The organism is Enhygromyxa salina (assembly GCF_002994635.1).
Taxonomy (GTDB): Bacteria; Myxococcota_A; Polyangia; order Nannocystales; family Nannocystaceae; genus Plesiocystis; species Plesiocystis salina_B.
Map to the genome: position 1 here is coordinate 40095 of NZ_PVNL01000047.1, position 26152 is coordinate 66246.

Genomic DNA, 26152 nt, shown 5'->3' on the forward strand with positions numbered 1-26152 from the left:
GACCATGGACATCGAGCTCCCCGAATCCATCCGCGCGCACCTCCCGGTGCTGGTCGTGCTCTTGCCCCTGTTTGGCGGGCTGCTCGCCATGTTCACCGGGCTGGTGCAGCGCGGCGGCGGCGTGATCGCCTGGGCCTGGTCGGTGCTGATCACCGGGCTCATGCTGGTCTGCTCGGCCGCGATGCTGCAGCTGGTCCACGCCAGCCCCGAGCCGCTGGTCTACCGGCTGGGCTCGTGGCCCGAGGCCTACGGGATCGGCTACAGCGTCGACGCGCTCAACGCCTACGTGATCCTGGTCGTCTCGATCATCGCGTTCTTGACCACGGTCTACGCCAAGGACAGCGTGATGGCCGAGGTCGCCAATGATCGCCACCACCTGTTCTACAGCGTGTGGCTGCTGGCGATCGCCGGGCTGATCGGCATCACCGTCACCGGTGACACGTTCAACATCTATGTGCTGCTCGAGATCAGCTCGCTCACGGTCTACACCCTGGTCGCCCTGGGTGGTGACCGCGACCGCCGGGCCCTGGTCGCGGCCCTCAAGTACCTGATCCTCGGCAGCATCGGCGCGACCTTCATCCTGCTCGGGATCGGCTACCTGCTGATGCTCACGGGCACGCTCAACATGGGCGACATGCACGACCAGCTGGTCCGCATGCGCGAGGCCGGGACCCTGGCCAACAACCGCACGGTGTTCGTCAGCTTCGCGTTCTTGATGGTCGGCCTGAGCCTCAAGATGGCCCTGTTTCCGCTGCACCTGTGGCTGCCCAACGCGTACACCTACGCGCCCTCGGCGGTCTCGGCCCTGGTCGCGGCCACGGCCACCAAGGTCGGCGTGTACATGACCTTCCGGTTCGTGTTCACGATCTACGGCGGCGTCTACGACACCAGCGCAGATCTACAGCTGCTGGCCCTGTGCGCGTGCCTGGGCATCGTGGTCTCGTCGGTCGCCGCGGTCCGCCAGATGAACGTCAAGAAGGTCCTGGCCTACTCCTCGGTCGGCCAGATCGCCTACATCGTGCTCGGCTTCTCGCTGGCCAACCACACCGGGGTCACCGCCTCGGTCATCCACATCTTCAACCACGCGATCATCAAGGGCGGCATGTTCATGGCCGTCGGCGCCGTCGCGCTGCGCACGGGCGGCACCAAGATCGAGGACTTCAAGGGCATCGGTCGCCAGATGCCCGTGACCATGGCCGCGTTCACCGTCGGCGGCTGCGGGCTGATCGGCGTGCCGCTCACCTCGGGGTTCATCTCGAAGTGGTACCTGGTCCAGGCCGCCATGGAAGAGGGCTACTGGGGCGTCGCCGCGGTCGTGCTGCTCGGCGGGGTCCTCGCGATCGTCTACGTCTGGCGGCTGATCGAGATCATCTGGTTCGGCACCCCGGACGACCCCAACAAGCGCGTGAAAGAGGCGCCGCTGTCCATGCTGGTCCCGATGTGGATCCTGATCGGCGCGAGCGTGTACTTCGGGATCGACGCCACCTGGACCGCCGACAGCGCCCGCGCCGCTGCCAGCTTGCTGCTCAACGGAGGTCACGGATGATCGCCCTCAACGCAATCGAGTGGCTCCCCACCTTCGAGCTGCAGCTCAGCCCGATCCTGGCGATCGCCGTCCCGCTGATCGGCGCGTTTTTAATCGCCGCCGCCGGCCGCTGGCCCAACCTGCGCGAGTCCGTCACGATCATCACCGCCGTCGCGCTGTTGTGGGTGGTCGGCAACCTCAACAACTTCCTCGAGGCCACGCCGAGCAAGGCCGAGGCGCTCGTCGACGTGGTCCCGGGGATGTCGCTCGCGTTCCACCTCGAGCCGCTGGGCATGATCTACGCGATGATCGCCAGCTCGCTGTGGATCCTCAATTCGATCTACTCGATCGGCTACATGCGCGGCAACAAGGAGAAGCACCAGACCCGCTTCTACGTGTGCTTCGCCCTGTCGATCGCCAGCGTGATGGGCATCGCCTTCTCGGCCAACATGTTCACGCTGTTCGTGTTCTACGAGGCCCTGTCGCTGGTGACCTTTCCGCTGGTCACCCACAAGGGCACGCCCGAGGCGCTCAAGGCCGGGCGCACCTACCTGGGCATCCTGATGGGCACCTCGGTGTGCCTGATGCTGCCGGCGATGGTCGCCACGTACGTCTACACGGGCACCCTCGACTTCACGCAGGGCGGCGTGTTCGCGCAGCCGCTCGCCGACGGGGCCCTGAGCCCGGCGCTGTTTGGGCTGATCTTCGCCATGTACATGTACGGCGTCGGCAAGGCCGCGCTGATGCCCTCACACCGCTGGCTGCCGGCCGCGATGGTCGCCCCGACCCCGGTCTCGGCCCTGCTGCACGCCGTCGCGGTGGTCAAGGCGGGGGTGTTCTCGATCTGCAAGATCTCGATCTACATCATCGGCGTCGACCAGCTGCGGCTCTACGATCAGGGCGGGTGGCTGCTCTACGTCGCCGGCGGCACGATCGTGATCGCCAGCTTCATCGCGCTGTTCCAGGACAACCTCAAGCGGCGCCTGGCCTACTCCACGATCTCCCAGCTCAGCTACATCACGCTGGGCGCGGCGCTGCTGTGGCCGATCTCCATGCGCGCCGCCGCGATCCACATCGCCGCCCACGCGTTCGGCAAGATCACGCTGTTCTTCGCGGCCGGCTCGATCTACACGGCCGCGCACAAGACCAACATCTCCGAGCTCGACGGGATCGGCCGCAAGATGCCGTGGACCATGGCCGCGTTCACGATCGGGACCTTGTCGATGATCGGCCTGCCGCCCACCGGGGGGTTCATCTCCAAGTGGTACCTGATGCAGGGCGCGTGGACGGCCGAGAGTGGGTTTGCGATCGCGGTGCTGCTCACCTCCACGCTGCTCAACGCGGCCTACTTCCTGCCGATCGTGTACCGCGCGTTCTTCCGCAAGCCGCCCGAGCATGACGGACATGAAGGTGACCATCATCATGATCATCATGATCACCACGACCACGGCGAGGCGCCGCTGCCGATCGTCATCGCCCTGACCTGCACCGCCGCGGCCACCGTCGGCCTGTTCTTCTACCCCGACCTCTTCACCGGCTACGCGAGCATGCTGGCCGAGGCAATGCCCAAGTAGGCGGGGCCCACCATGGAACTGGACGATCCCAAGACCATCCGCAAGCTCTGGCTCGGCTTCTATGCGGTGCTCGGTGTGCTGTTGCTGCTCGATCCCAAGCTGCTCGAGCTGATCCACGTGCTCGAGCACGACCCCCACCACGCGGCCAAGTTCGTCGTCGACGGCTGGCCGGTGTTCTACGCGGTGTTCGGGTTCGTGACCTGCTGGGTCATGGTCATGGGCAGCAAGCTGGTGATCGGCAAGATCCTGATGCGGCCCGACACCTACTACGATCAGTCGCCGCTCGACCCCACCCGCGACGCCAAGCACAGGAGGCTCCCCGATGGCCGCTAGCTTCCCCCCCGGGTTGGTGCTGATCATCGGCGCGCTGCTGACCGCGGTCACCCCGGGCAAGGCCCACAAGGCCTGGTCGCTGCTGGCCCCGCTCGTGGCCCTCGCGGTGATCTGGACGTTCCCCGACAACGGCCGGATCGTCCAACACTGGCTCGACTACGACCTGGTCCTGGCCCAGTTCAACCTGCCGACCAAGGCCTTCGCGACGATCTTCGCGCTGATGGCCTTCGGCGGGGCGCTGTTCGCCCTCAACCAAGATCGCCGCGTCGAGCTCAGCGGCGCGATGCTCTACGCGGGCGCGGCGATCGGCGTGACCTTCGCGGGTGATCTGATCACCCTGTTCATGTTCTGGGAGGTGATGGCGCTCGGCTCGACCCTGGTGGTCTGGGCTGGCAACACCGAGGCCGCCCGCAAGTCTGGCCGCCGCTACGTCAACGCGCACCTGGTCGGCGGCGCCATCCTGATGGCCGGCATCGCGCTGCACGTGCACCACACCGGCTCGATCCTGGTGCCCAAGATGGTGCTCGGCGGTGACCTGCTCGAGCCCGTGCGCATGATCGCCGAGGGTGGCCGCACCTGGCTGGTCCCGTCGCTCGACACGCCCGGCTCGATCCTGATGCTGGTCGGGATTCTGATCAACGCCGGCACCCCCGCGCTGGGCTCATGGCTGCCCGACGCCTACCCGGAGGCCTCCCCCTCCGGCACCGTGTTTCTCTCCGCGTTCACGACCAAGACCTCCGTCTACGTGCTCTTGGTCCTGTTCGCCGGCTGCAACATCCTGGTCTGGGTCGGCTGCCTCATGGCCATCTACGGGATCGTCTACGCGATCCTCGAGAACGACATGCGCCGGATCCTGGCCTACTCGATCATCAACCAGGTCGGGTTCATGGTCTGCGCGGTCGGGATCGGCACCGGCCTGTCCGTCAACGGCGCGACCGCCCACGCCTTCGCCCACATCATCTACAAGGCGCTGCTGTTGATGTCGGCTGGCTCGGTGCTGTTCATGACCGGCAAGCGCAAGTGCACCGACCTCGGCGGGCTCTACAAGGCCATGCCGATCACGATGTGGTGCGGGATCATTGGCGCGCTGGCGATCTCTGCGGTGCCGTTGACCTCGGGGTTCACGACCAAATCGATGATCACCGACGCAGCCGCGATGGTCGAGCTATGGGCGCCCGTCGCCGAGCTCGACGGGCAAGTGGTGTGGGCCAGCCTGCTGCATCCGAGCGTCGCGTGGTTCGTACTCGTCGCGGCCTCGGCTGGCGTGTTCTTGCACGCCGGGATCAAGTTCCCGTGGTTCGTGTTCCTGCAAAAGCCGGCGCCCAAGAACGATGATCGCAAGCTCGACCCGCCCGCCAACATGAAGGGCGCGATGATCTTCTTCGCGTTGCTGTGCATCGCGCTGGGGCTGTTCCCCAAGCCGCTCTACGACATCCTGCCGTTCCAGCGAGCCGACGGCACGCCCCTGTACGAAGCGTACAACTACGCCCACGTGATCAATCAGCTGCAGCTGCTGTTGTTCGCGGGGCTCGCGTTCTTCGTGTTGCTCGACCGGCTCAAGCGGACCCTGACGATCACCCTGGACGCGGATTGGGTCTATCGGCGGATGTTCCCGGGCCTGTGGCAGTGGGTGTTCCGGCCGCTGCTGCTGGCGCTCGAGCCGATCCACGAGGGGCTCATCGAGGATCTGCCCCGCATGGCGGCGCGCGAGTTTGGAGCCGGGAGTGCGAAGCGTGGGGGGGTCCGGTACCAGCGGTGGGGCGTGGGGACGACCGTGCTGCTGCTGACGGTCGTGCTGTTGGCGTTCTTGCTGTTGAACCTGTTTGTGGATTCGTAGACCGCATTTCGATTCGGGTCGTTGCCAGTCCCCGGAGACGACACCGACCATGAACAAGTACTTGCTCCCCCTGTGCGCTGCCCTGCTCTTGCTCCCGTCCGTGGCCATCGCGGCCCCAGCTAGCACCAACGAGGAGGGTGCCACCGTCAAAGATGATGGGCCGATGCGTGAGATCATTTTTGAAGTCGGCGATGAGCTCGAGGGCGAGGTGCTCAAGCCGAACGGTGTCGACGTCGGCGGCGCGGTCGCAAAGGCACACGCGAGCATGATCGGCATCCGCGGTCAGTTCCGCGACAAGCTGATCTTCCTGTCCTTCGACATCTGATCAGCAGCCGCCGGCCCTCACGAGATAGCGAACGAATGGCGCGCGTCGCCACCTCGATCATCGAGGTGGCGGCGCTTTTATTTGCCGTCGCCGTGCTCTTGCTGGGTGAGCTCCCGCAGCGCCTTGCGATAGGCCTTCTTGACGTCTTTGTTGGCCGGTCGCACGCGCATGGCCTCGCGGTAGGCCGGGACCGCCTCGGTCCAGCGACCGAGCCCCTCGAACGCCTCGGCGCGATACTTGAGCGCGACGAACATGTCGGGATCGCGATTGAGCAGCTCGTCGGCGGTCGCGAGCAGGCCCACGAAATTACCGTCGGCCCGCTGCTCACGGGCGAGCTGGCGCAGCGCGTCGATCAAGTTCTCGCGGGCGTCGGCGTGCTCCGGCCAGATCGCCAGCAAGTCGCGATACGCGGCCGCCGTCGGCTCCCAGTCCTTGGCCTTGGCGGCCTTGCGCGCCCGCGGACCCAGGACCTGCTCGGCGCCGCGACGCAGCCGGCCGATCGCCTCGTGGCCCGGGTCGAAATTGCTGAGGTTGTTGATCTCGAACGCCAGGCTCTGGGCCAGCGGCTCGCGCCAGCGCTCGTCGGCCAGCGCCTGCTCGGCGCGGGCGACGATCGACGCGACATCGTTGGCCTCACCCGAGGTCTCGCCGCTGGTGTCCGAGTCTGGGGTGGCCGTCTCGCCGGCTCCCGATGACGCGGAGTCGAGCGCCTGCCCGCCGTCATTGCCCCCGTCCTGCGCTCCGCTGGCGCCGGTTCCAGACTCCGCCGCTGCGTCCGAGCCAGACCCGCTGCCAGACCTTCCGGCGAGACCAGACGCCCAGACCCCGAACACGGTGAGGGCGACCATCGCCACGCCGATCAACACGCCAAAGCCGAGGTGGCGCCGCAGCGGCTTGGCCTCCGCACCCGCCGCGGCCTGCTGCGCATGGCGTGCGACCGCGGCCGCCTGCATGGCCTGATCATGGACGGTGAGGAGCTTGGCCGGGACCTCGCTGATCGAGGCCTCCGAAGGTGGCGGCTCGAGATCCCGGGCGCGCTCCTGCGGCCCCGAGCCCGAGGCCGAGGCCGCCGCTTCGGCGTCGAGCTGCAGACCCATGACCGCGGCCACCGCTGACGCGCGACCTTCGATCGCGCGCGTGAGCTCGTACTCGAGCGCCTTCATGGAGTCGGGCCGACGCTCGAGTTCCAGATCCAGGCAGCGCGCGACCACCTCGACGAGCGGCGCGGGGACCTCAGGCCGGTCCTCGGCCACGCTCGGCGCCGGGTCGCTGCCCTTCTTCATGAGCACGGCGATCGCGTTGCGCCCGGTGAACGGCAGGTGGCCGGTCAACATCTCGAACAGGATCGTGCCCAGCGCGTAGATGTCGGACTTGACGTCGGCCGCGGCCCCGGCGGCTTGCTCGGGGGCCATATAGGCTGGCGAACCCATGACCATGCCGGGGCTGGTCTGCGACGGGTTGATCGAGTTGATGTGCTTGCAGATCCCAAAGTCGAGGACCTTGACGAAGTCCGGGTCGCTGCCCTTGACGATCAGCACGACGTTCTCGGACTTGAGATCTCGATGGATGATCCCGGCCTCGTGCGCCGCGGACAGGGCCCGGCAGATCTGCCGCCCAACGTGGACCGCCCGACGCATCGCCAGCGGTCCGGACTGCCGGATCACGGTCGCGAGATCGATGCCCTCGAGCAGCTCCATCACGAAGTAGAGATCGCCCTCGTCCATCGTGCCGATGTCGAGGACATCGATGATGTTGGGGTGGCCGGTCTGGGTCGCCGCCCGAGCCTCGCGCATGAAGCGATCGATGATGTCGGGATCGCGGCCGTAGGCCTCGTGGAGGATCTTGAGCGCGTAGGTCTTGCCGAGCGCGAGGTGGGTCGCGGCGAACACCGCCCCCATCCCTCCGACGCCGATCAGACGGTCGACGCGATAGCGCTTGCCGACCACGGTGCCGACGCGGGCGGCCGCGGCCTCGGCCAATTCGGTTGGCGTGGGTCCCCCGTCCCAGCCCGTGAAGGTCCTGCTCGACTCGAGCTCGTCGATGTCGCCGTCGTCGAGCGGGATGCTCGAGGTGCCGCCGTCGGCGGCCACGCCTCGAACGATCGCGGACGGGTTGAGCTCGCCGCTCTGCGTGCGGCTCCGTCCTTCTTTGGGCGCGGGCTTGGGCGTGGGCGTGGCGCTGGCCAGGCTGATCGCGTCGCTGATGCTGAGCGTCTCGGACTCGTCGATCGAGGCCTGGGCCCGGATCGGCGAGAAGTCCTCGCGCGAGTAGCTGGCGTAGTCTTGCGACTCCAGCCGGTACTCACGCGAGAAGATGTCACGCATGAACGCCGCCACGCGGTCGACGTCGCAGCTGGGATGGTGGCGGGTGAGCACCTCGGATAGCGCGACCTTGAACTCGCCCGCGGTCTGAAACCGATCTTCGCGCTCGACCGCGAGCGCCTTGACCACGACCTCATCGAGGCCGTCGGGGACCCCGGGCACGATCGAGGATGGCGCCTTGATCTTGGGGTTGCGCAGCTCGGACAGCGCGCTGGCGCCCAGCGCCTGGTGGCGGTCGGCCGGGAACAGCTGGCGCCCGGTCAACATCTCCCACAGCACGATCCCCGCAGCGTAGATGTCCGTGCGGCGGTCCGCCGGGAGCCCGCGAGCTTGCTCGGGAGACAGGTAGCTGTAGCGTCCAAACACGACGCCCGGGTTGGTCAGCTCTTGCTTGATCGCGTGGGTCGCCAGGCCAAAGTCGGTGACCTTGATCTGGCCGTGGTAGCTCACCATGATGTTCGGCGGCGAGATGTCGCGATGGACCAGGTCGAGGCTCATCGCGTCGTGGACATACTCGAGCGCGCGGCACAGCTCACGGACCACGAAGGTCGCAAACTCGACGGGGATCCGCCGATGCAGCTGCGCGCAGCGGTTCCAGACCCCGCGTAGATCCTTCCCCTCGACCAGCTCCATCGACAGGTAGTAGTCGTCGGCGACCCGACCGGCGTCGAACACCTGGACCAGGTTGGCGTGGTTGAGGCGAACCACGACCTTGGCCTCGTCGAGGAACCGGCGCCGCACGCCGCCTCCGTCCTCGAGCTCGGTCAGGACCTTCTTGACCACGCACAGCTTCTCGAACCCCCCCGTCTCGCCCGCGGCCGCCAAGAACAGCTCGCCCATGCCACCGCGCGCCATCGGACGCAGCAGCACATACTTGCCGAACACCTGGGGGAAACCGCTACTTTGACTGCCGGACCCAGAGCCCGTCGGTTCGGCAGAAGCAGCCACGGCGCTCATCTTACCCAATGCCGGGCAAACCGCGACGATACTGGCGAACATGCGGGGCCCGCCCGGCGCCGACACCGGTGTGGTGTGCGTGGATACTGCGTGGATACCTAGTCTGGCTCGCAGGCTGACGGCAGGTGCAGCGTTCGTCGTGGGCCCGTTGGCTGCGATGTGACTTCGACCACCGCACGAACGACTGAACACTCGGCGGCGCGCAGGCGGAGGGTGTAGTCGCCGGGGGCCACGTCAGCGGCCGCGAGGTGGCCTTCATGGTCTGTCCCCCCCCCCACGAAGGGGCCGCCGTCGACCCGCACGCCGTCAGCTGGCCGCCCACTCGCATGTAGGACCAGCAGCTCCAACGTGACCCCTCGCGCGGGCTGCTCCACGTTCAGCTCGACCTCGTCACCAGGGCTCACGCTGGCGAGGATCCCCAGCTCGCGGCCGTCTCGGACCGCGCGCAGGCGATAGCGTGCCTGCGCGAGCCCAGCCAGCGCGAACTGACCGTCCACGACCCGCGCGTGGTGCTGCTCGTCGGGGCGCTCGCTGTTGGTGGCCAAGATCTTGGTGCGGTCGTCGAACAGCTCGCCGTCGCTACCCCGCACGACGCCCGTGATCGGCGCGGCCGCAGGATCGAGCACGAGCTCGGACACCGCGTCCGACTGGGCGTCGAGCTCGACCTCGAGCTCGGTCGGCGCGAACGCTGGGGCCGAGACCAGCACCTGCGCCCGCAGACGATCCTCGCTCGGCGCTGCCTCACGGCATGTAGGTGGACCCCGCTGGAGATCGCAGGCGTCACACGGCCGAAGCCCCGGGAGCGCCACCGCAAATTCGCCGTCCATGTCGGTCCGCGCATGCGCTCGACGGCCGTCGTCGCTGCGCACGGCCAAGCTCGCGTCGACGACCGCGTCACCGAGCGGACTTCGCACGATCCCGCTGATCTTCGGCGCAGCGGCGACCTCGAATTCACGCCGCTCGTCAGGCGCGAGCTCCCACGCGCTCGGCTGCTCGAAGGCCGGGTGACGCAGCCGGACGCAGGTGGTCGTCGGGCAGGCGGGCGCGAGCAGGCTTCCGTCTTCCGTGAGCTGGGCCCGCGCGCCGGGCTGGCCATCGGCGCACCACAGCTCGATCGCGCCGAGCGTGAGCGGACCCTCGTCGGGTGAGACGAACACGCCCCCGATCAGCGGCGCACCGGGCAAGATCGGCAACTCCGCGATGCCCTCGCCGCGGGTGGCGTGTGGATCGGCGCGGCTGTGGGCCCGGGCGGTCGCAGCTGGGTTGGTGTCGCGCGCATCGCTGCGGGCCGCCACGCTCGGGCGATCTGCCGACCACCAGACGCCGACCACCGTCAGCATCGCCGCCAGGGCGACGCCGAGCAGCACCCACGCGCGCCTCGAGTTCATGCTGACTCGATCAGCGGCGCCATGACCTCGGTCGCGAAGCGCTCGGCGTCGGCGAGCACCTGCGCGACGAGGGCGTCGACTTGCTCGCGCTCGCGGGCGGCCGCGCCTGGCTCGTCGATCCCGGCCCGACCATGCGCGAGCGCGTAGGCCTTGATCTTGGGCTCGGTCCCGCTGGGCCGAAACACCAGCCGACACCCGCGGCCGTCGCCAGCGAGCTCGTAGACCAGCACATCACCCGGCAGATCACGGGTTGGCCAGCCGGTTGGCGTGGGCTTCAGGCGATCGAGCGTGGCCTGGACCGCGAGCCCACCGAAGCTCGACGGTGGATCGCTGCGCAGGCGATCCATGACGGCAGAGATCGCCCGCCGCCCCGATGACCCCTCTGCATAGAGGTTGCCGGTCTGCTCGCGATGGTAGCCGTGGATCGCCCACAGCTGCTCGAGCCGGCCGAACAGATCCGTGCCTTCGCGCTTGCACGCGGCCGCGCACTCGCACAGCAACAGCGCCGCGATCGCGCCGTCCTTGTCGCGGATCTCGTTGCCGCGCAGGTAGCCGTGGCTCTCTTCACAGGCGAACACCAACGTCCGCGGCTCGCCGCGCCGCTCGCTGTCGGCCTGCATGCCCGCGTGGTTCTTGAAGCCGACCAGCAGATCGTCGACGACCTCGACCTCGCGCGCGCGCGCGAGCTTGGCGATCAGCGGCGAGCTGACCAGGGTCGTGAGCACCCAGCCGCCGCGCAGCTCCTCGGAGCCGAGCGCCGACAGCTCGCGCAGCACGTGGTCGAGCATCAGCACGCCGAGCCGGTTGCCGTCGATGAAGCCATACTCGCCGTCGGCCTGGCGGACCATCGCGCCGAGCCGGTCGGCGTCGGGATCGGTCGCGAGCAAGAGATCGGCCCGCTGCGCCCGCGCGACCTCCAGCCCGACCGCGAACGCGGCGATCGACTCGGGGTTGGCGCTCTTGACGGTCTCGAACACGCCGTCGTCGGGCAGCTGCGCCTCGACCAAGATCGGCGCGAGCCCGCGCGCCCGCAGCACCGGGATCACCGAGCTGTGGCCGACGCCGTGCAGCGGCGTGAACGCGACCCGCACCGCCGCGTCACCATCGAGCGCACCCGGGGTCACGCCCTGGGCCAGCACGTACTCATGATAGGGATCATCGGCGCGATCGGGCTGCGCGTCGGGGTTGATCCGCTCGACCGCGGCTGGGACCACGCCGGCCGTGACCGCTTTGATGTCGATCTCCGGCAGCGAGCCCGGGTTGTTGCCGGCCGCGACGATCCCGTCCATGAGGCGACGATCGAGATCGCCGATCACCTGGGCCCCGTCGGGTCCGTAGATCTTGATGCCGTTGTCGGTCGGCGGGTTGTGGCTGGCCGAGATCACGATCCCGGCCCCGCATCCGAGCCGACGGACCAGGAACGACAGCTGCGGGGTTGGGCGCGGGCCGTCGATCAACGTGACAGCGATCTGCTCGGCGGTCAGCGCCGCGGCGACCACCAACGCAAACGTCCGGCTGCTGCTCCGCGTATCGTACACCACCGCGACCTTGGGGGTCTCGTCGGACTCGCGCATCGCGACCGCCAAGCCCCGGGCGGTCTCGCGCATGACCGCCGCGTTGACCCGATTGGGCCCGGCGCCGCACGGGCCACGCCGGCCCCCCGTGCCGATCGGCAGCGGTCCGACGAAGGCATCCTCCAGCTCGGCCAGCGCGTCGGCCTGACCCTTGCTGCCCGCCGGATCCGCGCCTGACCCGCCGATCGCCCGGGCGACCGTTCGTTCCAGCTCGGCCCGGGTGTCGGCGTAGGCGGGATCACTCAGCCACGCCCGGATTGTGGCGCGCATGGGCTCGGGGAGCGCGAGACGGTCGAGCGCCTCGAGCACGGATTCGGCGGGAGCATCGGTGGTCACGGTGAAATCTTACCTGTGACTAGCACGTTCGCGGGGCTCGAATCGGCAGACCGAAGCAATTACGGCGCGCCTGCGTCAACGTGTTCGACCGGCGCAGTCTCACGAAGTGTGGAACACTAGAGCGGGTCCTCTGTCGGACCCAGCCATCGGCGATACCGGCAGCGCCAGCTGCACCTGAAGGAAGCGGGAACCTGTGAACGAGATAAAACGCGAGCCATCTGGACGTCCTCTCGACCGAAGCATCTGGCACCGACTGCGGCCCTTCGTTCGGCGAGATCTCAAAGGCCGGCTGATCTCTGCGTCCATCGCGGCGCTGGTGATCGCCGGCCTTTCCTGGTTTGGAGTCTCGGCGTTCACGCACCTCGACTCCGCGGGCGCCCAACAGCTCCGGGTCGAGCTGGGCCTCGAGCGGGCCACCGAGGTCTGTTCCAGCCGCACGGGCATGTCGGACTGCAGCTACGACGATCGTGCCCAGGCCCAGGTTGATAAGGAATGGGATCGCGACGTTCGCATCCGGTCGGCGATCCTTCAAGACCTCGATCTTCGGATTGGCGCCACTCTCCAGAACCTCGGCGAGGCCCAGCGCCTGCTCGACCGCCAGGAGTTCGACTTCGGCAACGGGCTGCCAGCGGGCGGCGACGTCCGCCTGGCCGAGCTCCTGAACCTGCCCAACCTCTCGCCGCTGCGCTGGAACAGCATCTACGCCAACGGCTACTCGCTCGAGTCCCTGCAGGAGGCCGCCACCTACGACGCGCTGCGCGACTCGACCCCCGCCGAGACCCGCGAGCTGCTGGTCGCCGCGATCGACAGCGCCCAAGCGCAGCTGACCGAGCACCAAGCCACGGTCAATCGTCAGCGCTCGCGCGAGCCGGCGCCACAGGTCTCCGCCACCACCCTCGACCGCGACGCGACCCGGATCGAATTGACGGTCCACCCCGAGCGTCACGACCTGACCCTCGCGGCCAGGGCATGGTTCGAGGGCGGCATCGCCGACGAACTCAGCCGCTCGGCCTTCTCGCTGGCCAACAACGAGGCCACGGAGTTTACCGCCGCGCTCAACCCGTCGGATCCGCGCTGGGACGGGGGCTGGGAGACCACCGCCTGGTCCAAGCTTCACAAGCCCACGATCCGCTACAGCTCGCCGATCACCGACTCGACCCGCTACCGCCTCGCCGGGATCTTGTTCTTCGCAATCGGTTGCTTCGTGTTCGTGGTCGTCAGCCCGATCGTCACCGCGACCGCGACCGCCCGCGAGCGTGAGGCCGGCACCCTGCCCGTCCTGCGCATGACCGGCATGAGCGCCGGCGACCTGGCCATGGCGATGATCGTCGGACCCAACGTGTTCGCGCTGGTGCTCGGCGGCTCGCTGCTGCTCGGCGGCTCGATGTTGCTCGCCATGACCGTGGGCCCGCTCGCGGTCGCGCTGCCGCTCGGCTTGCTGGCGGTCATGGCCGTCGCCACCCACCTGACCGCGATCGGCCTGGGTGACGCGCTGGGGCAGCGGGTCAACGCCATGGTCGTCGGCGGGCTGCTCGGCGTCGGGATCCTGATCCCCGGCCTGCTCGGCGGTGGCTTGGCCGCGTTCGACGTCGCCGCGACCGGGCTGCTGCTCGGCCCGCTGCCGCCGCTGATGGCCACCGTGGCCGATCTCAGCGGCATCAACCAGATCGGTCTGTACCTCGGCAGCGAGCTGACCGTGACCATGCTCGCCTACTCGGTCGCCGCCCAGGCGCTGCTCGGCCTGATCTGCCTGGGCTCGTGGCGCCGCCGCGTCGAGCAGGGCTGGGCCCCGCTGTTCCGCCCGCTCGAGGGCGTGGCCCTGGCGCTGGTCAGCATCGGCTGCTCGGCGCTCACGCTGCTCGACATCAGCCACCATCACCAAGCCCAGGACTTCAACGCGCTCAACCTGCTGACCTTCCTGTCCAGCGCGTTCTTGCTCCCGGTCCTGGCCTGGCTGTTGGTCGCCAGCCTCCGTCGCCCCGCGCGGGCCCGGGCGGTCGCCGACCACATCGAAGCGCGCAGGGCGTTCCTGCGGTTCCAGGGCTTCATCGTGGTGACCAGTCTGCTGGTCGGTCTCACCTATCACCTGGTGATGAACCAGGCTGGCCTCGCGACCACGGAGTCCGAGGTCATGTGGGCCACCCTCACGCAGCTGTTGTTGGCGGCCGAGACCGGCGTCGCAACCTTGCTGTGGGCGTCACGACGGCGCGAGCGCAAGCTGCGGGTCGCCTTCCTGGGCGGCGCGGTCGTGGTCATGCAGCTCGCGCTGCTGCTCGGCACCTACGGGATCGAGGTCGAGCACGTGGCCCTGAAGAACGCCGCCGCGATGCCGCTGCTGCTCAACGTGAGCGTGTCGCCGTACTGGCTGGCGTTCATGGTCCTGTGCTGGGCCGCCGGGCTGGCGCTGATCATGACCGCGCTGATGCGGCGCCGGGACGAGCAGCGCTCGGCCGCGCAGGCCCAGGCGGAGCTCGACGACGAGGATGACGACGAGTTCGGCATGCCGGGTCGCCGCCTCATCCACTGAGCCAGTCCCCAACAAACGAGAGGGGCCAGGATTCTGGCCCCTCTTTTTTGTTGCATGCTCGCAAAGCCTACTCGGCCGCGTGCTCGCCGGCCGACTCGTCGGCGGCGCCCAACTGCGGGTACGACCGCCACTGCTTGGCGACGATCAACCGCGCCCCGCGAGAGAAGGTCAAGTACGACCACCCCCACTGGATCAGCACCAGCACCCGATTGCGAAACCCGGTCAGGTAATAGATGTGGACCAGCAGCCATGTCCACCAGGCGAGCATGCCAGCGAAGCGAACCTTGCCGGCCTCGACGATCGCCCGCCCGCGCCCGATCGTGGCCATCTGGCCCTTGTCGACATACTCGAAGCTGCCCCGGGATTCGCCCGCGAGCTCACGCAGGATCGCCCGCGCGACGAACCGACCTTGCTGCATGGCGACCGGCGCCAGCCCGGGATACGGCTGCCCCTGCGCGTCGACGGCGTGGGCGAGATCGCCAGCCACGAACACCTCCGGGTGGCCCTTCAGGCTCAGATCAGCGCCAACGTGGACGCGATTTTGCCGGTCCCGCTCGGCGTCGAGCGCCTCGAACTCTGCCGCCCGAACCCCCGCGGCCCACAGCACCGTCGCCGCCTCGATCCGCTCGCCGCCGACCTCCACGCCGCTCGCGTCGACCTTGGTCACCAACGAGTTCGTCCACACCTGCACGCCCAGGCTCTCGAGGTCACGGGTCGCGCGACTCGCCAGCTTCTCGTGGAACGACGCCATGATCCGCGGCCCGGCCTCGATCAAGATCACCCGGGTCAGCTTGGGATCGATGTTGCGAAAGTCCTTGGCCAGGGTCGTGCGGCTCATCTCCCCGATCGCCCCGGCCAGCTCGACCCCGGTTGGCCCGCCGCCCACGATCACGAAGGTCAGCAGCCGCTTGCGGTCCGCCGTGTGCGCCGGGTGAGCCTCGGCCTGCTCGAACGCCGTGAGCACCCGGCGGCGGATCTCGGTGGCCTGCTCGACGGTCTTGAGCCCGGGCGCGTGGGGCTCCCAGTCTTCGTGGCCAAAGTAGGCATGCATGGCCCCGGCCGCGAGCAGCAGGTAGTCGTAGCTCAGCTCGCCGAAGTCCCCGTGGATCTGCTTGGCGTCCGCGTCGACCCGACGCACCTCGCCCTGGATCACCGTGGTGTTGCGGTAGTCGCTGAGCAGCCCGCGGATCGGCGCGGCGATATCGGCCGGGCTCAGGCCCGCCATCGCGACCTGGTAGAGGAGCGGCTGAAACAAGTGGTGGTTGCGACGATCGATCACCACGACCTCGAGCTCGGTGCCGTGACGACCGAGGATCTTGGCCGCGTTGAGTCCGGCGAACCCGCCACCGACGATCACCACGCGTTTTGGTTTGGCGCTGCTCGAGCCCACGGGTAGTGCTTACGACCGTGGCGCGTGGCTGTCACTCCAGCCTGGCCTCGCGCAAAAATCACCGGCTCGAGCGAAGTGGCGTTCCTAAACCGCGACGAGCTGCGCGACCGCGTCTCGGTAGTCCGCGAACTCGGTCTCGCACGGGCGTCCGTTCGCGTAGAGGAAGCGCACGGGCGCCTGCGCAGCTCCGTGCGCGTGCAGCTGCACGATCGTCGACGAGCGCGTGCCGTAGTTGATCGGCCGCGCGTGCACACACATCGAGTCCAGGCCCACGCTCAGCGGTTTGGGGGCCGCACCGTCCGCTGCATGGGGCCGGTGATCGGCGAGGATCGAGCGCCAGCGCGCGACATCCGGGGCCGGCCCGCTCGCGAGCTCGGCCGAGCGCGCGGTCAGGGTCTGGTGACGCGCGCTCTCGCCAGCACCAAAGCTGCGCTCCGTCAGCCAGTGAACGCCGGGCTCGAGCTCGACTTCATGCAGGCGCTCGCCGTCACCCCAGACCACCCGCGCGCCCGCGCGGTCGGCGAGCAGCAGGTGAAAGGGGCTGTAGTCGCGCGCGCCGAGCCCCTGGATCCGCGCCAGCGCGTCGAGGTGAGTGTCGGAACCGAGCGCCTCGAACACGAGCTCGCCGCGAGAGCGCAGGACTCGCCCGCCGGGCAGCAAGCCCGACGAGCTCCGGCGGTTGGTGATGCCCACGAACAGCCCCGCGTCATTGATGCCGAGCCAGGTCCCGCCTGCTTTCAGATCCCGCGGCGCCAGCACCCGCCGGGCCGCGACCTCTCCGGCCGCCCACACCCGCGGCTCGATCGCCGGCCGATCGAGCATTTCGTCGCGATTGGCGGCGATCACCAGCGGCGAGTCAGGCCAGACGTCGACGGCGGCGATGATCGTGCACATCGGAGGCTCAATACGCTGGCGCCGCCGGAACGCTACTCGCGAAACCGGACGTGCAAGTGGTTCACGTGACCGCGCCAGTGTCGGATCAGCCCGTGGTTGCGGCCGCTGCCGCGCGGATACTGAAAGTACTCGTCGAGCTTGCTCTGCGGCACGCCGTTGGCCTTGGCGTGGTTGTAGAGCAGCTTTTGGACCTGATAGTCGAGGAAGATGCAGCGGACCTCGCCGGTCGCGATGAAGGCCTCGACGAGGGCCCAGGTCCGCTCGAGATCGATCGTGTCCTCGTCCGCGCCCGAGAAATGTAGGCGATCGGCCAGCTTGCCCTGCAAGACCAGGCCGATGTCGAGGTCGCGGCCCTCCTGGTGCGAGAGGTGCCCGTTGAGCGGCCCGCCGCCGTCCTTCGAGATGTCGCCGATCCGCAGCTTGGGCCCGCCCGGGACTCGACGCTGGTACGCGTCCACGACCTGGCCGATCAGCTTGACCGTGCGCGGGGTCCCGTAGACGTTGTGGCTGCGCTTGATCGTGTAGGCGTTGTGCGTGGGCAGCTTGCGGCTGTTGACCAGCCGGCCCGGCTGCGGCGGCTCGGGCTCGAAGCCCGGCAAGATGTCGCCGACGGTCACGATCGCCAGCTTGTCCCCGACCCGCAGCTTGTTGGGATTCACGACCGACCCGTTCTGCATGCCGAGCAGCTCGGCCGGGCTCAGGTTGTTGGCGTAGGCGATCGCGTTGAAGGTCTCACCCGGCGCGACCTGGTGGACGAGCTCGACGACCTCGCGCGGCGGCAGCTCGGGGCACACGGCCAGCCTCTGGCCCACTCGAATATGGTTGGGGTTGGCGACCAGCCCCGGGTTGAGCGCGATCACGTCGTTGCTGAGCACTCCGTAGCGCCCCGCGATCAGCCCGAGGTGCTCGCCAGCCTCGACCACGTGGGTGTGCAGGGGCGTGCGGTAGTCACAGGCCTCGGCGTTGCGGCTCTTGCTGCGCGATGACGAGGATTTGCTCTTGGACTTGGACTTGCTCTTGGACTTGGACTTGCTCGGCTTGGCCAGGGCCTCATGGGGATCGCCCTCGACCTCGTCCTCGGCCGGGTCCTCGGCCGGGTCCTCGGTCGGGTCCTCGGCCGGGTCTGGCGCCTCTAGAGGGTCTGGCTCGGTGGCGCCTGCCAGCGCCGGACCAAAACACAGGAGAGTCAGGACAGCGAGCGAGGTAGTCAGAGAGGTGCGCATGTTTAGCTCCGCGGCCCCCGGCGGCGCAGCTAGGCACACCTAGGTCAGGGCGGGGGGCGACCCGATCGGTGGGAGCTGATCCCACCATCGAGGTGGATAGGATCACTTTGATGAGTTCCCAAACTTTCTTCCAATTCGCCTCGGGCCGACGTCGCGGTTACCTTCTTGCGAGGTCTCCCCATGCCCTACTCGAGCTCATCCCGTCCGCACTCGTCGCTGTCACTCTCCACCAAGATCGTGCCGCTCGCAGGCCTGCTCGGCGTCGGACTCGCCGCCAGCTCGCTGCTTGGCTGCGCGCCCGACAGGGGCCCCGGCTCGCTGGTTGTCAGCTACGTACTCGGCAACAACAAGACCTGCGCCGAGCTCGGCATCGAAGAGATGCGCGCGGAGCTGGTCCAAGGCCCGGCCGACAACCAGACGGTCGTCTACAGCGAAGACGTGGCGTGCGCGGACAACTCCGACATCGTCCTCGAGGATCTCGAGCCCGGCATCTACTCGCTCATTGTCGAAGGCTACGACTCGAACAGCGTGGCGGTCCTCGACAACCTCGGTGACACCGCTGGCGAGCGAGCCATCGAGATCTTCGAGGCCGCCGAGAGCAGCCACGAAGCCTCGCTGACCGCTCGTCCCGCCCAGCTCGAGATCGCGTGGCGGCTCGGTGTCGGCGGGTTTGGCAACTGCAGCAGTGAGGGCATCGATCGCCTGCGTGTCACGGCCTACCAGGTCGGCGGCAGCACCAAGCTGCTCGAGACCGAGCTCGACTGCGAGCTGACCAGCTCGGGCAACAACGGCTATCGCGTCGTGCCCGATCCAGATCGCGCGCTCAACGGCGTGCTGCTCGGCGAGGTCGGTATCCAGCCGCTCAGCGCGAGCGGGAGCTCCGTCGGAATGGCTGCCGTGTTCAAGTTCACTCCGGTGGGAGCTGGCTACCCGGTGCGGCTGAACATCGAGTGCAGCGCTGCCGGTTGCTACGAACAGTAGTGGTCGTCGCTCGCCTCGGATTGATCCCGAGAGCGCGCAAAAATTTATCGATGTCGCTCACAGCGGCGCGGTGCTCGGCGCGAGCACCTCGCCGCTGATTCGGCGTCGCGTGTCGGTAACCAATTCGGTTGAAAAGCCTGGCCAAATCGGTTAGGTTGCTGTCGTCTCGGCGCTCTCGTTTGTTGATTGAGCCGTGACCTTGGACTCTGTCCCAGATTGCCCCACTGGTCTCCAGACCTGGGCCCAATCCACCACTGTTGCGATTTCTCGCCGGCTTCGGCCCGAGACGTCTCACTCGCTCTTTCGAGCCAGGCTCGTTCTCACCCCCGGACTCGAGCATGCACTACAGCCAACTACGCAGCGACGTGACATCGACCGTCGAGCCTGGATGCGGCAACGCAGATCTACTGCGTCTACAGCTACAGGGCTTCATTGATGTCGGAATGCTCAGCGAGCGCCTCGGAGACTTGATCCAGCGGATCGAGCATCACGCACCCGACGCCGTCTTATGTGATCTTCGGACCGCTTCGGGCTACGGCCCCGGCACCCCTGCCCTCGCACGCGAGTGGTTCATGCTGGCCTGCCGCGCCGGGATCCGCCGCGTGGCGCTGGTCGCAACATCCTCCGTGCTCCGCACCGCCGCGCTGGCCCTGTCCCACAACCTCAACCTCGAGCTGTGCTGTTTCCTGGGTGAAGCCCAGGCGCTGGCGTGGCTGGGCGAGCGCCGCCCCGTTGGCAACTCTGGCAACTCAGACGCCAGGGTCCTCGAGTCCAGCCTGGACGCCAGCCTGGACGCTGGGGATGTGAACGATCTGCAGCTTGTTGCCAGCCGGGTCGAGTAGATAGAACGAAGTCGCGCCGTCGCGGTGCAGACGTGGCCTGGCCAAGATCTCGATCCCCAGCTGCTCGGCCCCTGCGCTCAGCCGTGCGTGCCAGGCCTCGACCGCGGCACCATCGGGAACCATGAAGCCCAGATGGTCAAACGGCGGGTGGCTGCGCGTCACGTTTTCGACCCGATGCAGCGCGAGGTTGTCGGTCCCCGAGGTCAGGTACACGGCCGAGTCATCTGGCTCCCAGTCGGTGCGCATGCCCATGCCCTCGCGATAAAACCGCACCGTCGCCGCGTAGCGGGCACCAGGCACGTTCAGGGCCAGATGGCGCAGGCCCAACAGCGGGGGGGTCGATGAATCGGCAGCGTCGGTAGCGTCGCTCACCCCCGGATCTTAGGCGCAGATTCGAGGCCCAGGCGTCGAGACGCACGAGTTTTTCCAGCCCGTGCTCACGAGCCACGCGTTGGGCTGAAGTCCCGCAAATCTATCGTCAGCAGCGATGTGCCGACGAAACAAATGCAGCGTGGACGGCGCGCCGTGAGCCGTGATAACTCGACCTCTGACCTGCCCCCCAGGAGCCTTCGACGTGAAACGAGCCTTCGGTCTTGCCCTCGCTGCCATCTTGATCCTCCCCGCCTGCAAGCCGAAGGAGGTCGACCCCAACCTCCCGGAGCAGATCGCCGCCAAGCTCGCGGAGTCGGACTCCAACCTGCGAAACAACAAGACCGACGAGGCCGCCGAGGGCTACCAGTGGGTGCTCGACAACGAGCCCGCCAACGTCGCGGCGCTGACCGGCCTCGGCCGGGTCGAGCTCGACCGCGGAAATTTTGCGGCCGCCGTGGATCCACTCGAGAAGGCCGTCGCGCAGAACGGTGACGACGCCGAAGCCCGCGCCGCGCTCGGCCGCGCCTACTCGGGCGCCGAGAACTGGCCCAAGGCCGCCGAGCACCTGGGCAAGGCGTGGGAGCTCGACCACGACACCGAGCAGTTCGGCCTGGAGTATGGCGTCGCGCTGCGCGAGTCCGGCGAGCTCGAGCAGGCCAAGGCCGTGCTCACCGAGGTCGGCGAGATCAACCCGAAGATCAAGCATGTGTTTCGCGAGCTCGGCGAGACCCAGCTCGCGGCCAAGGAGTACGACACCGCCCTGCGCACGTTCATGAAGGCGCAGACCAACTGGCCGGGCGACCAGGACTCCTACGCTGGCGCGGCGATGGTGTACGAGGCGCAGGGCGAGATCACCAAGTCGGTCGACCAGTGGTCGCAGTACATCCAGCAAGATTGCTGCTCGACCTATTCGAAGGATGTCGCGCAGCCGAAGCTCGCGGAGCTCAAGGCCAAAGAGAACGCGGCGGGCGTCGAACCGCCGACCGAGGGCTAGAGCGCTCATTGAGGCGAACGCCGAGGACAGTTAGTTCGACGACTGGCCGAGGTGATCGGGGGACTGCCCCACAGTGGCTCCGCGCGAGCGCGGCTCTCTTTGCGAGGGGGGAGTTGACGTCCGCCGGGGCCAAGGCATGCTGGCGCGCCTCGAGCACATCGGATTCACGCGAGCCTGCACCATGAACGACGTCGCAACGGAGATTCTGCGAGCGTGCGCCGCCGAAGCTCACTCGCGTCGCCCGATACGCTATCGCGGCGCTGAGCTCGAGCTCGAGGTGGTCGACGTTCTGCGTGCCGACGAAGCGACGCTCGAGCGGCTCCGAGCTGAACTGACCACAATCATGCTCGCGGCCTACGCGACGGCTCCGCAGGCAATCCGGGCGGGGACCGCCTCTGGGCCGGCCGAGTACCTCGATCACGTGCTCGATCACCGGGTATTTGGCGTCTTCAACACGGTCGTGCTCGTGCACGCGGCCGACGGTCCGATCGCGTTCGCTCGCGGCCACGTGTGCCGGCAACCGGTGCTCGGGCAGGAGCTCGAGATCATCCGCGCCGGGGCCCACGTCACCGCCGAACACCAGGCCCAGAGCTTGTCGAGCCTGGCCTTCACCGTGGCTGCGCTCCGATATGCGCGCACGCATCTGTCCATCGACGTGCCGCGGTACTACGTAGGTCTGTGTGCCAATCCGGTCTCGTACGGCTTCATCCACCGACGGGCGGCACGGATGCATCCGAGCCCGGAGCGCTCCGGCGACGCCGTGATGCGAGCGCTGTGTGAGGAGGGCTTGGCCGGCGAGCAGCGCTGTGGGCACCTCATCGCCAAGCCCCTCGCGACGCGTCTCGACGATCGCCTGCGAGCGTACGTTGCGACGACCGACGATCCGCTGATCCGGTTCTTTCTCGAGCAGAACCCGGACTTCGAGGAGGGGTACGCGCTCCCGATCGTCGTGCAGCTCCGACCGCTGGACTTCACATACGCGATGGGCATGCATGGGTGGTTGACGGCGCGGAAGCTGGCTCGTCGACTGCAGCTGGGGCTGTGAAGTCTACGGCCTACGTGGAAACAACGACTTCGGAAGTGGCCGACACGTGACGTTGAGAGCGAGCGGGGCGAGTCGGGACGGACATAGTTGGCGTCGCTCCCGCAGTGACACGATACCACCATGAGCCTCCAGCTACTTGAAAGTAGCGAACCATCGAGTCTCGTCAAAACGTCAGCAAGTGAAACACCACATACAGAATCACGAAAAAGCCAACCGTACCAATGCCAATCCAGCGTTTACCCTCACGATAGCCATCCACGGTCGTGCCGATCTTCGCCGCCGCCCGTACGTCCACCTCGTCGCTGACGCCGAGCCCAGCGACTGCGACGACGCCTCCTCCCATGCCGAGTTCGGCGACGGCCCAAGCTGCCGAGGCCGCGAGCTGCCGCTTGTCGGCTGCTACCACAGACGTACGAGCGGTAGACTTCCCGCGCCGAACAACCGCCGCAGCCGCCTCGTGGTGGGCCACGACCACAGAAACCATGCGCGCGTCACCCTCGAAGCCTCGCATCACGCTCGCGTACGCGGCATCGCAGACCTCGGGCAGATCAACATCGACCGAGGCGGCTCGCAGCAGCGCCCACAGCCACCAGGGGTCATCCTCGTGGGTCGCCACGGCGGCCTGAAATACCGTTCTCGCGCCATCCTCATCATCCAGGTTCAGCAACACCTGCACGCGCAGCGCGTGGCTCAGCGCGACCTCGGGGCGCAGACGCAGCGCCGCCTCAGCGAACTCGCGGATCGTGGCGTCCTCGAACTGAGGCTCGGTCTGGCGCGACGCCACCCACGCGCTGAGGGCATACCAGCCCGGGTCCTCACAGCTCGATGCCAGCTCGAACAGCAGATCCTCGAGCGCTTCGGTGGTGCCAAGCTCGCCCGGTGCTCGCCGACCGATCTGCTCGACCGCCGCGGCGACCCGAGGATCGTCGCGGTCGTCGTGCAGCGCACGCGCAGACACGACCCAGTCCTCGTGGTCCTCACTCAGCCGATCCGCAAGCGTCGCCGCGACCGCGTTGGGCAGGCGATGATCGAGATCGTCGAAGGGCGCGAGCGCGGACGAGCTCATGCGAACGAGCGCCGCGAGCAACGCCTTGTCTTGGATCAGCCGAACACAAGCGGCGAGCTCCCGAACGTGCAGCTCGAGCTCGGGCTGTCGGTCTCGCAAGCACTCTAACCATGCCAGGGCGCGAGACCACTGCGCGTCGGCGAGCGCACGTGTGAAGCCCGTCACGAGGTCGTCGAGATCACAGGCGTCGGCCTCCACGGCTTCGACACCGTCGAGCTCACGTCCCCAGTAGCTGACGGCGAGCACCTGGATGCAATATCAGATCTGGGACTCAGATGGGTGCTCGCCGTGCTCGACGACTCCGCGTCGAGACAGCTACCAGCGCCGCCGGCCCGACGAGACGCTGCTGTACCAGCTCATCGAGGAGCACTGGCCGACCTTCCTCGAGCCCGCCGACAAGTCCGGCGGCTTGCCCGACTTCATCGTCGAGGAGTTCGAGGCGTACCTGCGCTGCGGCATGCTCGAGCACGGCCTCGCCCACTTTGCTTGTCGGCAATGTGGCGAGTCGCTGGCCGTGGCATTTTCCTGCAAGAAGCGAGGGTTCTGCCCGTCATGCACGGGCCGGCGCATGGCTGACGTCGCGGCCCACCTCGTCGACGAGGTGTTCCCGGAGGTCCCGGTGCGGCAGTGGGTCTGCTCGCTGCCGTGGCGGCTGCGCTATGCGATGGGCTACGACCGCAAGCTGTGCGCTGACGTGCTCGACGCGTTCATCGTCTCGCTGCGCCGCTCGCTTCGGCGCCGAGCGAAGGCGCAGCTCCTACGTCGCGCGGCCGCCGATCGCCCAAGAGCGGCTCGAGCTCACCGCCGATCGTCGCTGCCGCTACAACTTTCGGCACGCATGGAAAAATGGCGTGCATGCAGTCTTGCTCGCTCCGCTCGACCTCATCGCGCGGCTGTGTGCCCTGATCCCGCCACCAAGGCTCCACATGTTGCGCTATCACGGCGTGCTCGCGGCTCACGCCAACCGGAGCGGATGGAGGCCAGCTTGCTGGCCGGAGTCCGCGTAGGTAGACGAGGACGGCCGCCAGACCGCCCGCAGTCAAAGCGCGGCCGGAGGTCGTGCCAGGCCCCGAACCCAAGCGCGCTGAGCCGACGCAGATCCCGTTGTCACTCGCGGGCGATCCGACCGCGCTCGAGGGGCTCGCCAAGCAACCCTCTCGACATCCATGGGCGTGGCTGCTCTCGCGGGTGTTCGCGGTCGACATCATGACCTGCCCCCGCTGCCGCGGTGCGATGCGCTTGGTGAAGATCGCCAACAGGCCCGACGACATCGCACGGGCGCTCGCCGATCTGGGTCTCGGTCCCCGTCCGCCTCCGCGGCCAAGGCCAGCCCCAGCTGGCCAGCTCGAGTTCGACTTCGCGGCGTGACCGACCCGACTCTGCTCGAGTTGTGCTCGTCGAGCCGTGCCTCGGGTGCACGGGGCCGGCTTCGTTCGGGGGCGACATCGTGCCGAACGGGTCCTGTCCGGCAGCTGACCCGTCCGCGATGCGCCTCGCCGGCCAACAAGCACGTCGAGCGCGGGGCGGCGCGACATTCACGCACCCCGCGACCCCGCATCGGATGTCTTATCCGCTCCCCTCCTGTCGGCCAGCCCCGCGACCCGCGACCCGCGACCTTGGCGATGCCTCGTCACCACCACGAGCACCCTCGAGCCCCCCGAGGCCGACCGATCCCCCCGCCCGCAGACTACCCTGAGCCATCTTCCCAAGGATCGGCCGAGCCCCGCTCTCGACATACCCCGCTCTCGAACACGAACAGAAGGACCCAGCCCACGGATGACACGACGCCGACAGAGCGACGAAGAGCGCCTCTTCGCCCTGCAAGAGGCCTTAGGGGACCCCTCCACCACCTGGGGCGAGGTCCTCAACCGCCTCGTCTTCTGTCCAGATGGACTTGTTCTCGAGCGAGCGCTCGAGCTCGTCGAGGCCGTCGTCGAGCGCTGGCCCGCGGCGACTCGCGCCCCCTCTCGCTTTGTCCTGCGCCAGCTCATGGCGGGCCACGTTCGCCCCTACCTCCGGCTCCTCCGCGTCCTCGACATCCGCCCCCTGCATCCGATCCGCGATCGAAACGCGCTCCTTCGCCGGATGATCCGGGAGGGCGGAGTGCGCGAGCTGCAGACCTTCCGGGCTCGCTACAGCGACGGCGATCAGCTCATCGACACCTTGCTCCGGTCGATCCACGGCCTTCAGGTCATCTATATAGGCGGCAGCCATGTCGGTCCGGCCGCCGCCCAAGCGCTCGCTCAAAGCCCGTCGATGTCAGGGCTGCGCTACCTCTCGCTCCACAACAACAGCATCGGCGATGGCGGAGCCGAAGCGCTGCTCGCCTCTCCATACCTCCGCGAGCTGCGCTGGCTGAACCTCTACCGCAACGGGATTTCGGGCGCGCTGCGCGACGCGATCAAGCGCGCACCGCAGTGGCAGGGCGCGCAGATCATCCTCGGCTAGGGAGGGATCACGCGAGGCAGGCGAAGAGCGAGCTCGAGCTCGGGCTGTCGATCGCGCAAGCATCCGAGCCATGCCAGGGCGCGAGACCACTGCGCGTCGGCGAGCGCACGTGTGAAGCCCGTCACGAGGTCGTCGAGATCACAGGCGCCGTCTTCCACGGCTTCGACACCGTCGAGCTCACGTCCCCATTAGCTGACGGC

The 26152-nt window shown here is 68.0% G+C and carries 21 protein-coding genes and 1 pseudogene; 14 read left to right on the forward strand and 8 right to left on the reverse strand.

What is annotated here, in order from left to right; genetic code table 11:
* Window positions 1-4: 4 nt before the first annotated feature.
* The 5 genes from ENSA7_RS11945 to ENSA7_RS11965 all read left to right on the forward strand — a co-directional run bounded on the left by ENSA7_RS11945 (window position 5) and on the right by ENSA7_RS11965 (window position 5594).
* A complete protein-coding gene (locus tag ENSA7_RS11945; protein WP_106089385.1) occupies window positions 5-1546 on the forward strand; it encodes a monovalent cation/H+ antiporter subunit D family protein in 1542 nt (513 codons plus the stop codon).
* On the forward strand, window positions 1543-3099 hold the full coding sequence (locus ENSA7_RS11950) for a monovalent cation/H+ antiporter subunit D family protein (protein ID WP_106089386.1): 1557 nt from the start codon (window positions 1543-1545) through the stop codon (window positions 3097-3099). The genes ENSA7_RS11945 and ENSA7_RS11950 overlap by 4 nt, the downstream gene beginning before the upstream one ends.
* Before the next feature lie 12 nt (window positions 3100-3111).
* Entirely contained in the window at window positions 3112-3432 is a 321-nt protein-coding gene (locus ENSA7_RS11955; protein ID WP_106089387.1) for a hypothetical protein, read from the forward strand.
* Complete coding sequence (locus tag ENSA7_RS11960) at window positions 3422-5269, forward strand: Na(+)/H(+) antiporter subunit D (protein ID WP_106089388.1); 1848 nt, start codon at window positions 3422-3424, stop codon at window positions 5267-5269. Before ENSA7_RS11955 ends, ENSA7_RS11960 begins: the two co-directional genes overlap by 11 nt.
* 100 nt (window positions 5270-5369) lie before the next feature.
* Window positions 5370-5594 carry a hypothetical protein gene (locus ENSA7_RS11965; RefSeq protein WP_146157604.1) on the forward strand — a complete coding sequence of 75 codons (225 nt, stop codon included), beginning with the start codon at window positions 5370-5372 and terminating at the stop codon, window positions 5592-5594.
* Between the two features lie 77 nt (window positions 5595-5671).
* On the opposite strand, the gene ENSA7_RS11970 is transcribed toward ENSA7_RS11965, so the two are convergent.
* The 3 genes from ENSA7_RS11970 to ENSA7_RS11980 form a co-directional block, all read right to left on the reverse strand.
* On the reverse strand, window positions 5672-8863 hold the full coding sequence (locus ENSA7_RS11970) for a serine/threonine-protein kinase (RefSeq protein WP_181233665.1): 3192 nt from the start codon (window positions 8861-8863) through the stop codon (window positions 5672-5674).
* A 107-nt stretch (window positions 8864-8970) separates the two neighbouring features.
* A complete protein-coding gene (locus tag ENSA7_RS11975; RefSeq protein WP_106089391.1) occupies window positions 8971-10260 on the reverse strand; it encodes a carboxypeptidase-like regulatory domain-containing protein in 1290 nt (429 codons plus the stop codon).
* The gene (locus tag ENSA7_RS11980; RefSeq protein ID WP_106089392.1) at window positions 10257-12170 is read right to left on the reverse strand and encodes a phospho-sugar mutase; all 1914 of its coding nucleotides are present in this window, start codon (window positions 12168-12170) and stop codon (window positions 10257-10259) included. Before ENSA7_RS11980 ends, ENSA7_RS11975 begins: the two co-directional genes overlap by 4 nt.
* 316 nt (window positions 12171-12486) lie before the next feature.
* Here ENSA7_RS11980 and ENSA7_RS11985 point away from each other — a divergent pair, with 316 nt between their 5' ends.
* On the forward strand, window positions 12487-14697 hold the full coding sequence (locus ENSA7_RS11985; protein ID WP_106089393.1) for a hypothetical protein: 2211 nt from the start codon (window positions 12487-12489) through the stop codon (window positions 14695-14697).
* 67 nt (window positions 14698-14764) lie between these two features.
* Here ENSA7_RS11985 and ENSA7_RS11990 read toward each other — a convergent pair whose 3' ends face one another.
* The 3 genes from ENSA7_RS11990 to ENSA7_RS12000 all read right to left on the reverse strand — a co-directional run bounded on the left by ENSA7_RS11990 (window position 14765) and on the right by ENSA7_RS12000 (window position 18204).
* Window positions 14765-16087, reverse strand: coding sequence for an NAD(P)/FAD-dependent oxidoreductase (locus tag ENSA7_RS11990; RefSeq protein WP_106089394.1), 1323 nt, complete (start codon window positions 16085-16087; stop codon window positions 14765-14767).
* Window positions 16088-16171: 84 nt separating this feature from the next.
* Window positions 16172-16981: an NRDE family protein gene (locus ENSA7_RS11995; protein WP_106089395.1), complete on the reverse strand. Its 810-nt coding sequence runs from the start codon at window positions 16979-16981 to the stop codon at window positions 16172-16174.
* A gap of 32 nt (window positions 16982-17013) precedes the next feature.
* The gene (locus ENSA7_RS12000) at window positions 17014-18204 is read right to left on the reverse strand and encodes a penicillin-insensitive murein endopeptidase (RefSeq protein WP_106089396.1); all 1191 of its coding nucleotides are present in this window, start codon (window positions 18202-18204) and stop codon (window positions 17014-17016) included.
* Window positions 18205-18384: 180 nt separating this feature from the next.
* Here ENSA7_RS12000 and ENSA7_RS12005 point away from each other — a divergent pair, with 180 nt between their 5' ends.
* Both ENSA7_RS12005 and ENSA7_RS12010 read left to right on the forward strand, forming a co-directional pair.
* A complete protein-coding gene (locus tag ENSA7_RS12005; RefSeq protein ID WP_106089397.1) occupies window positions 18385-19185 on the forward strand; it encodes a hypothetical protein in 801 nt (266 codons plus the stop codon).
* 338 nt (window positions 19186-19523) lie between these two features.
* The gene (locus ENSA7_RS12010; RefSeq protein ID WP_106089398.1) at window positions 19524-20027 is read left to right on the forward strand and encodes a SpoIIAA family protein; all 504 of its coding nucleotides are present in this window, start codon (window positions 19524-19526) and stop codon (window positions 20025-20027) included.
* On the opposite strand, the gene ENSA7_RS12015 is transcribed toward ENSA7_RS12010, so the two are convergent.
* On the reverse strand, window positions 19935-20399 hold the full coding sequence (locus tag ENSA7_RS12015; RefSeq protein ID WP_219907952.1) for a VOC family protein: 465 nt from the start codon (window positions 20397-20399) through the stop codon (window positions 19935-19937). The two genes, ENSA7_RS12010 and ENSA7_RS12015, sit on opposite strands and share 93 nt — an antisense overlap.
* Before the next feature lie 202 nt (window positions 20400-20601).
* Here ENSA7_RS12015 and ENSA7_RS12020 point away from each other — a divergent pair, with 202 nt between their 5' ends.
* Together ENSA7_RS12020 and ENSA7_RS12025 are read left to right on the forward strand one after the other, a co-directional pair.
* Window positions 20602-21393 carry a tetratricopeptide repeat protein gene (locus tag ENSA7_RS12020; protein WP_181233666.1) on the forward strand — a complete coding sequence of 264 codons (792 nt, stop codon included), beginning with the start codon at window positions 20602-20604 and terminating at the stop codon, window positions 21391-21393.
* Between the two features lie 181 nt (window positions 21394-21574).
* Complete coding sequence (locus ENSA7_RS12025) at window positions 21575-22438, forward strand: hypothetical protein (protein ID WP_146157605.1); 864 nt, start codon at window positions 21575-21577, stop codon at window positions 22436-22438.
* A gap of 163 nt (window positions 22439-22601) precedes the next feature.
* On the opposite strand, the gene ENSA7_RS12030 is transcribed toward ENSA7_RS12025, so the two are convergent.
* Window positions 22602-23750, reverse strand: a complete 1149-nt coding sequence (locus ENSA7_RS12030; protein WP_106089401.1) for a tetratricopeptide repeat protein — start codon at window positions 23748-23750, stop codon at window positions 22602-22604.
* 4 nt (window positions 23751-23754) lie between these two features.
* Here ENSA7_RS12030 and ENSA7_RS46125 point away from each other — a divergent pair.
* From ENSA7_RS46125 to ENSA7_RS12050, 4 genes and pseudogenes are all read left to right on the forward strand, one after another.
* Window positions 23755-24132: pseudogene (locus ENSA7_RS46125) on the forward strand (transposase zinc-binding domain-containing protein); the annotation flags it as partial.
* A gap of 31 nt (window positions 24133-24163) precedes the next feature.
* Window positions 24164-24511 (forward strand): transposase, encoded by a 348-nt coding sequence (locus tag ENSA7_RS46130; protein WP_106089402.1) that lies wholly within the window; start codon window positions 24164-24166, stop codon window positions 24509-24511.
* Between the two features lie 52 nt (window positions 24512-24563).
* Entirely contained in the window at window positions 24564-24872 is a 309-nt protein-coding gene (locus ENSA7_RS12045; RefSeq protein ID WP_106089403.1) for a hypothetical protein, read from the forward strand.
* A 621-nt stretch (window positions 24873-25493) separates the two neighbouring features.
* Window positions 25494-25952, forward strand: a complete 459-nt coding sequence (locus ENSA7_RS12050) for a leucine-rich repeat domain-containing protein (RefSeq protein ID WP_146157606.1) — start codon at window positions 25494-25496, stop codon at window positions 25950-25952.
* Window positions 25953-26152 lie beyond the last annotated feature (200 nt).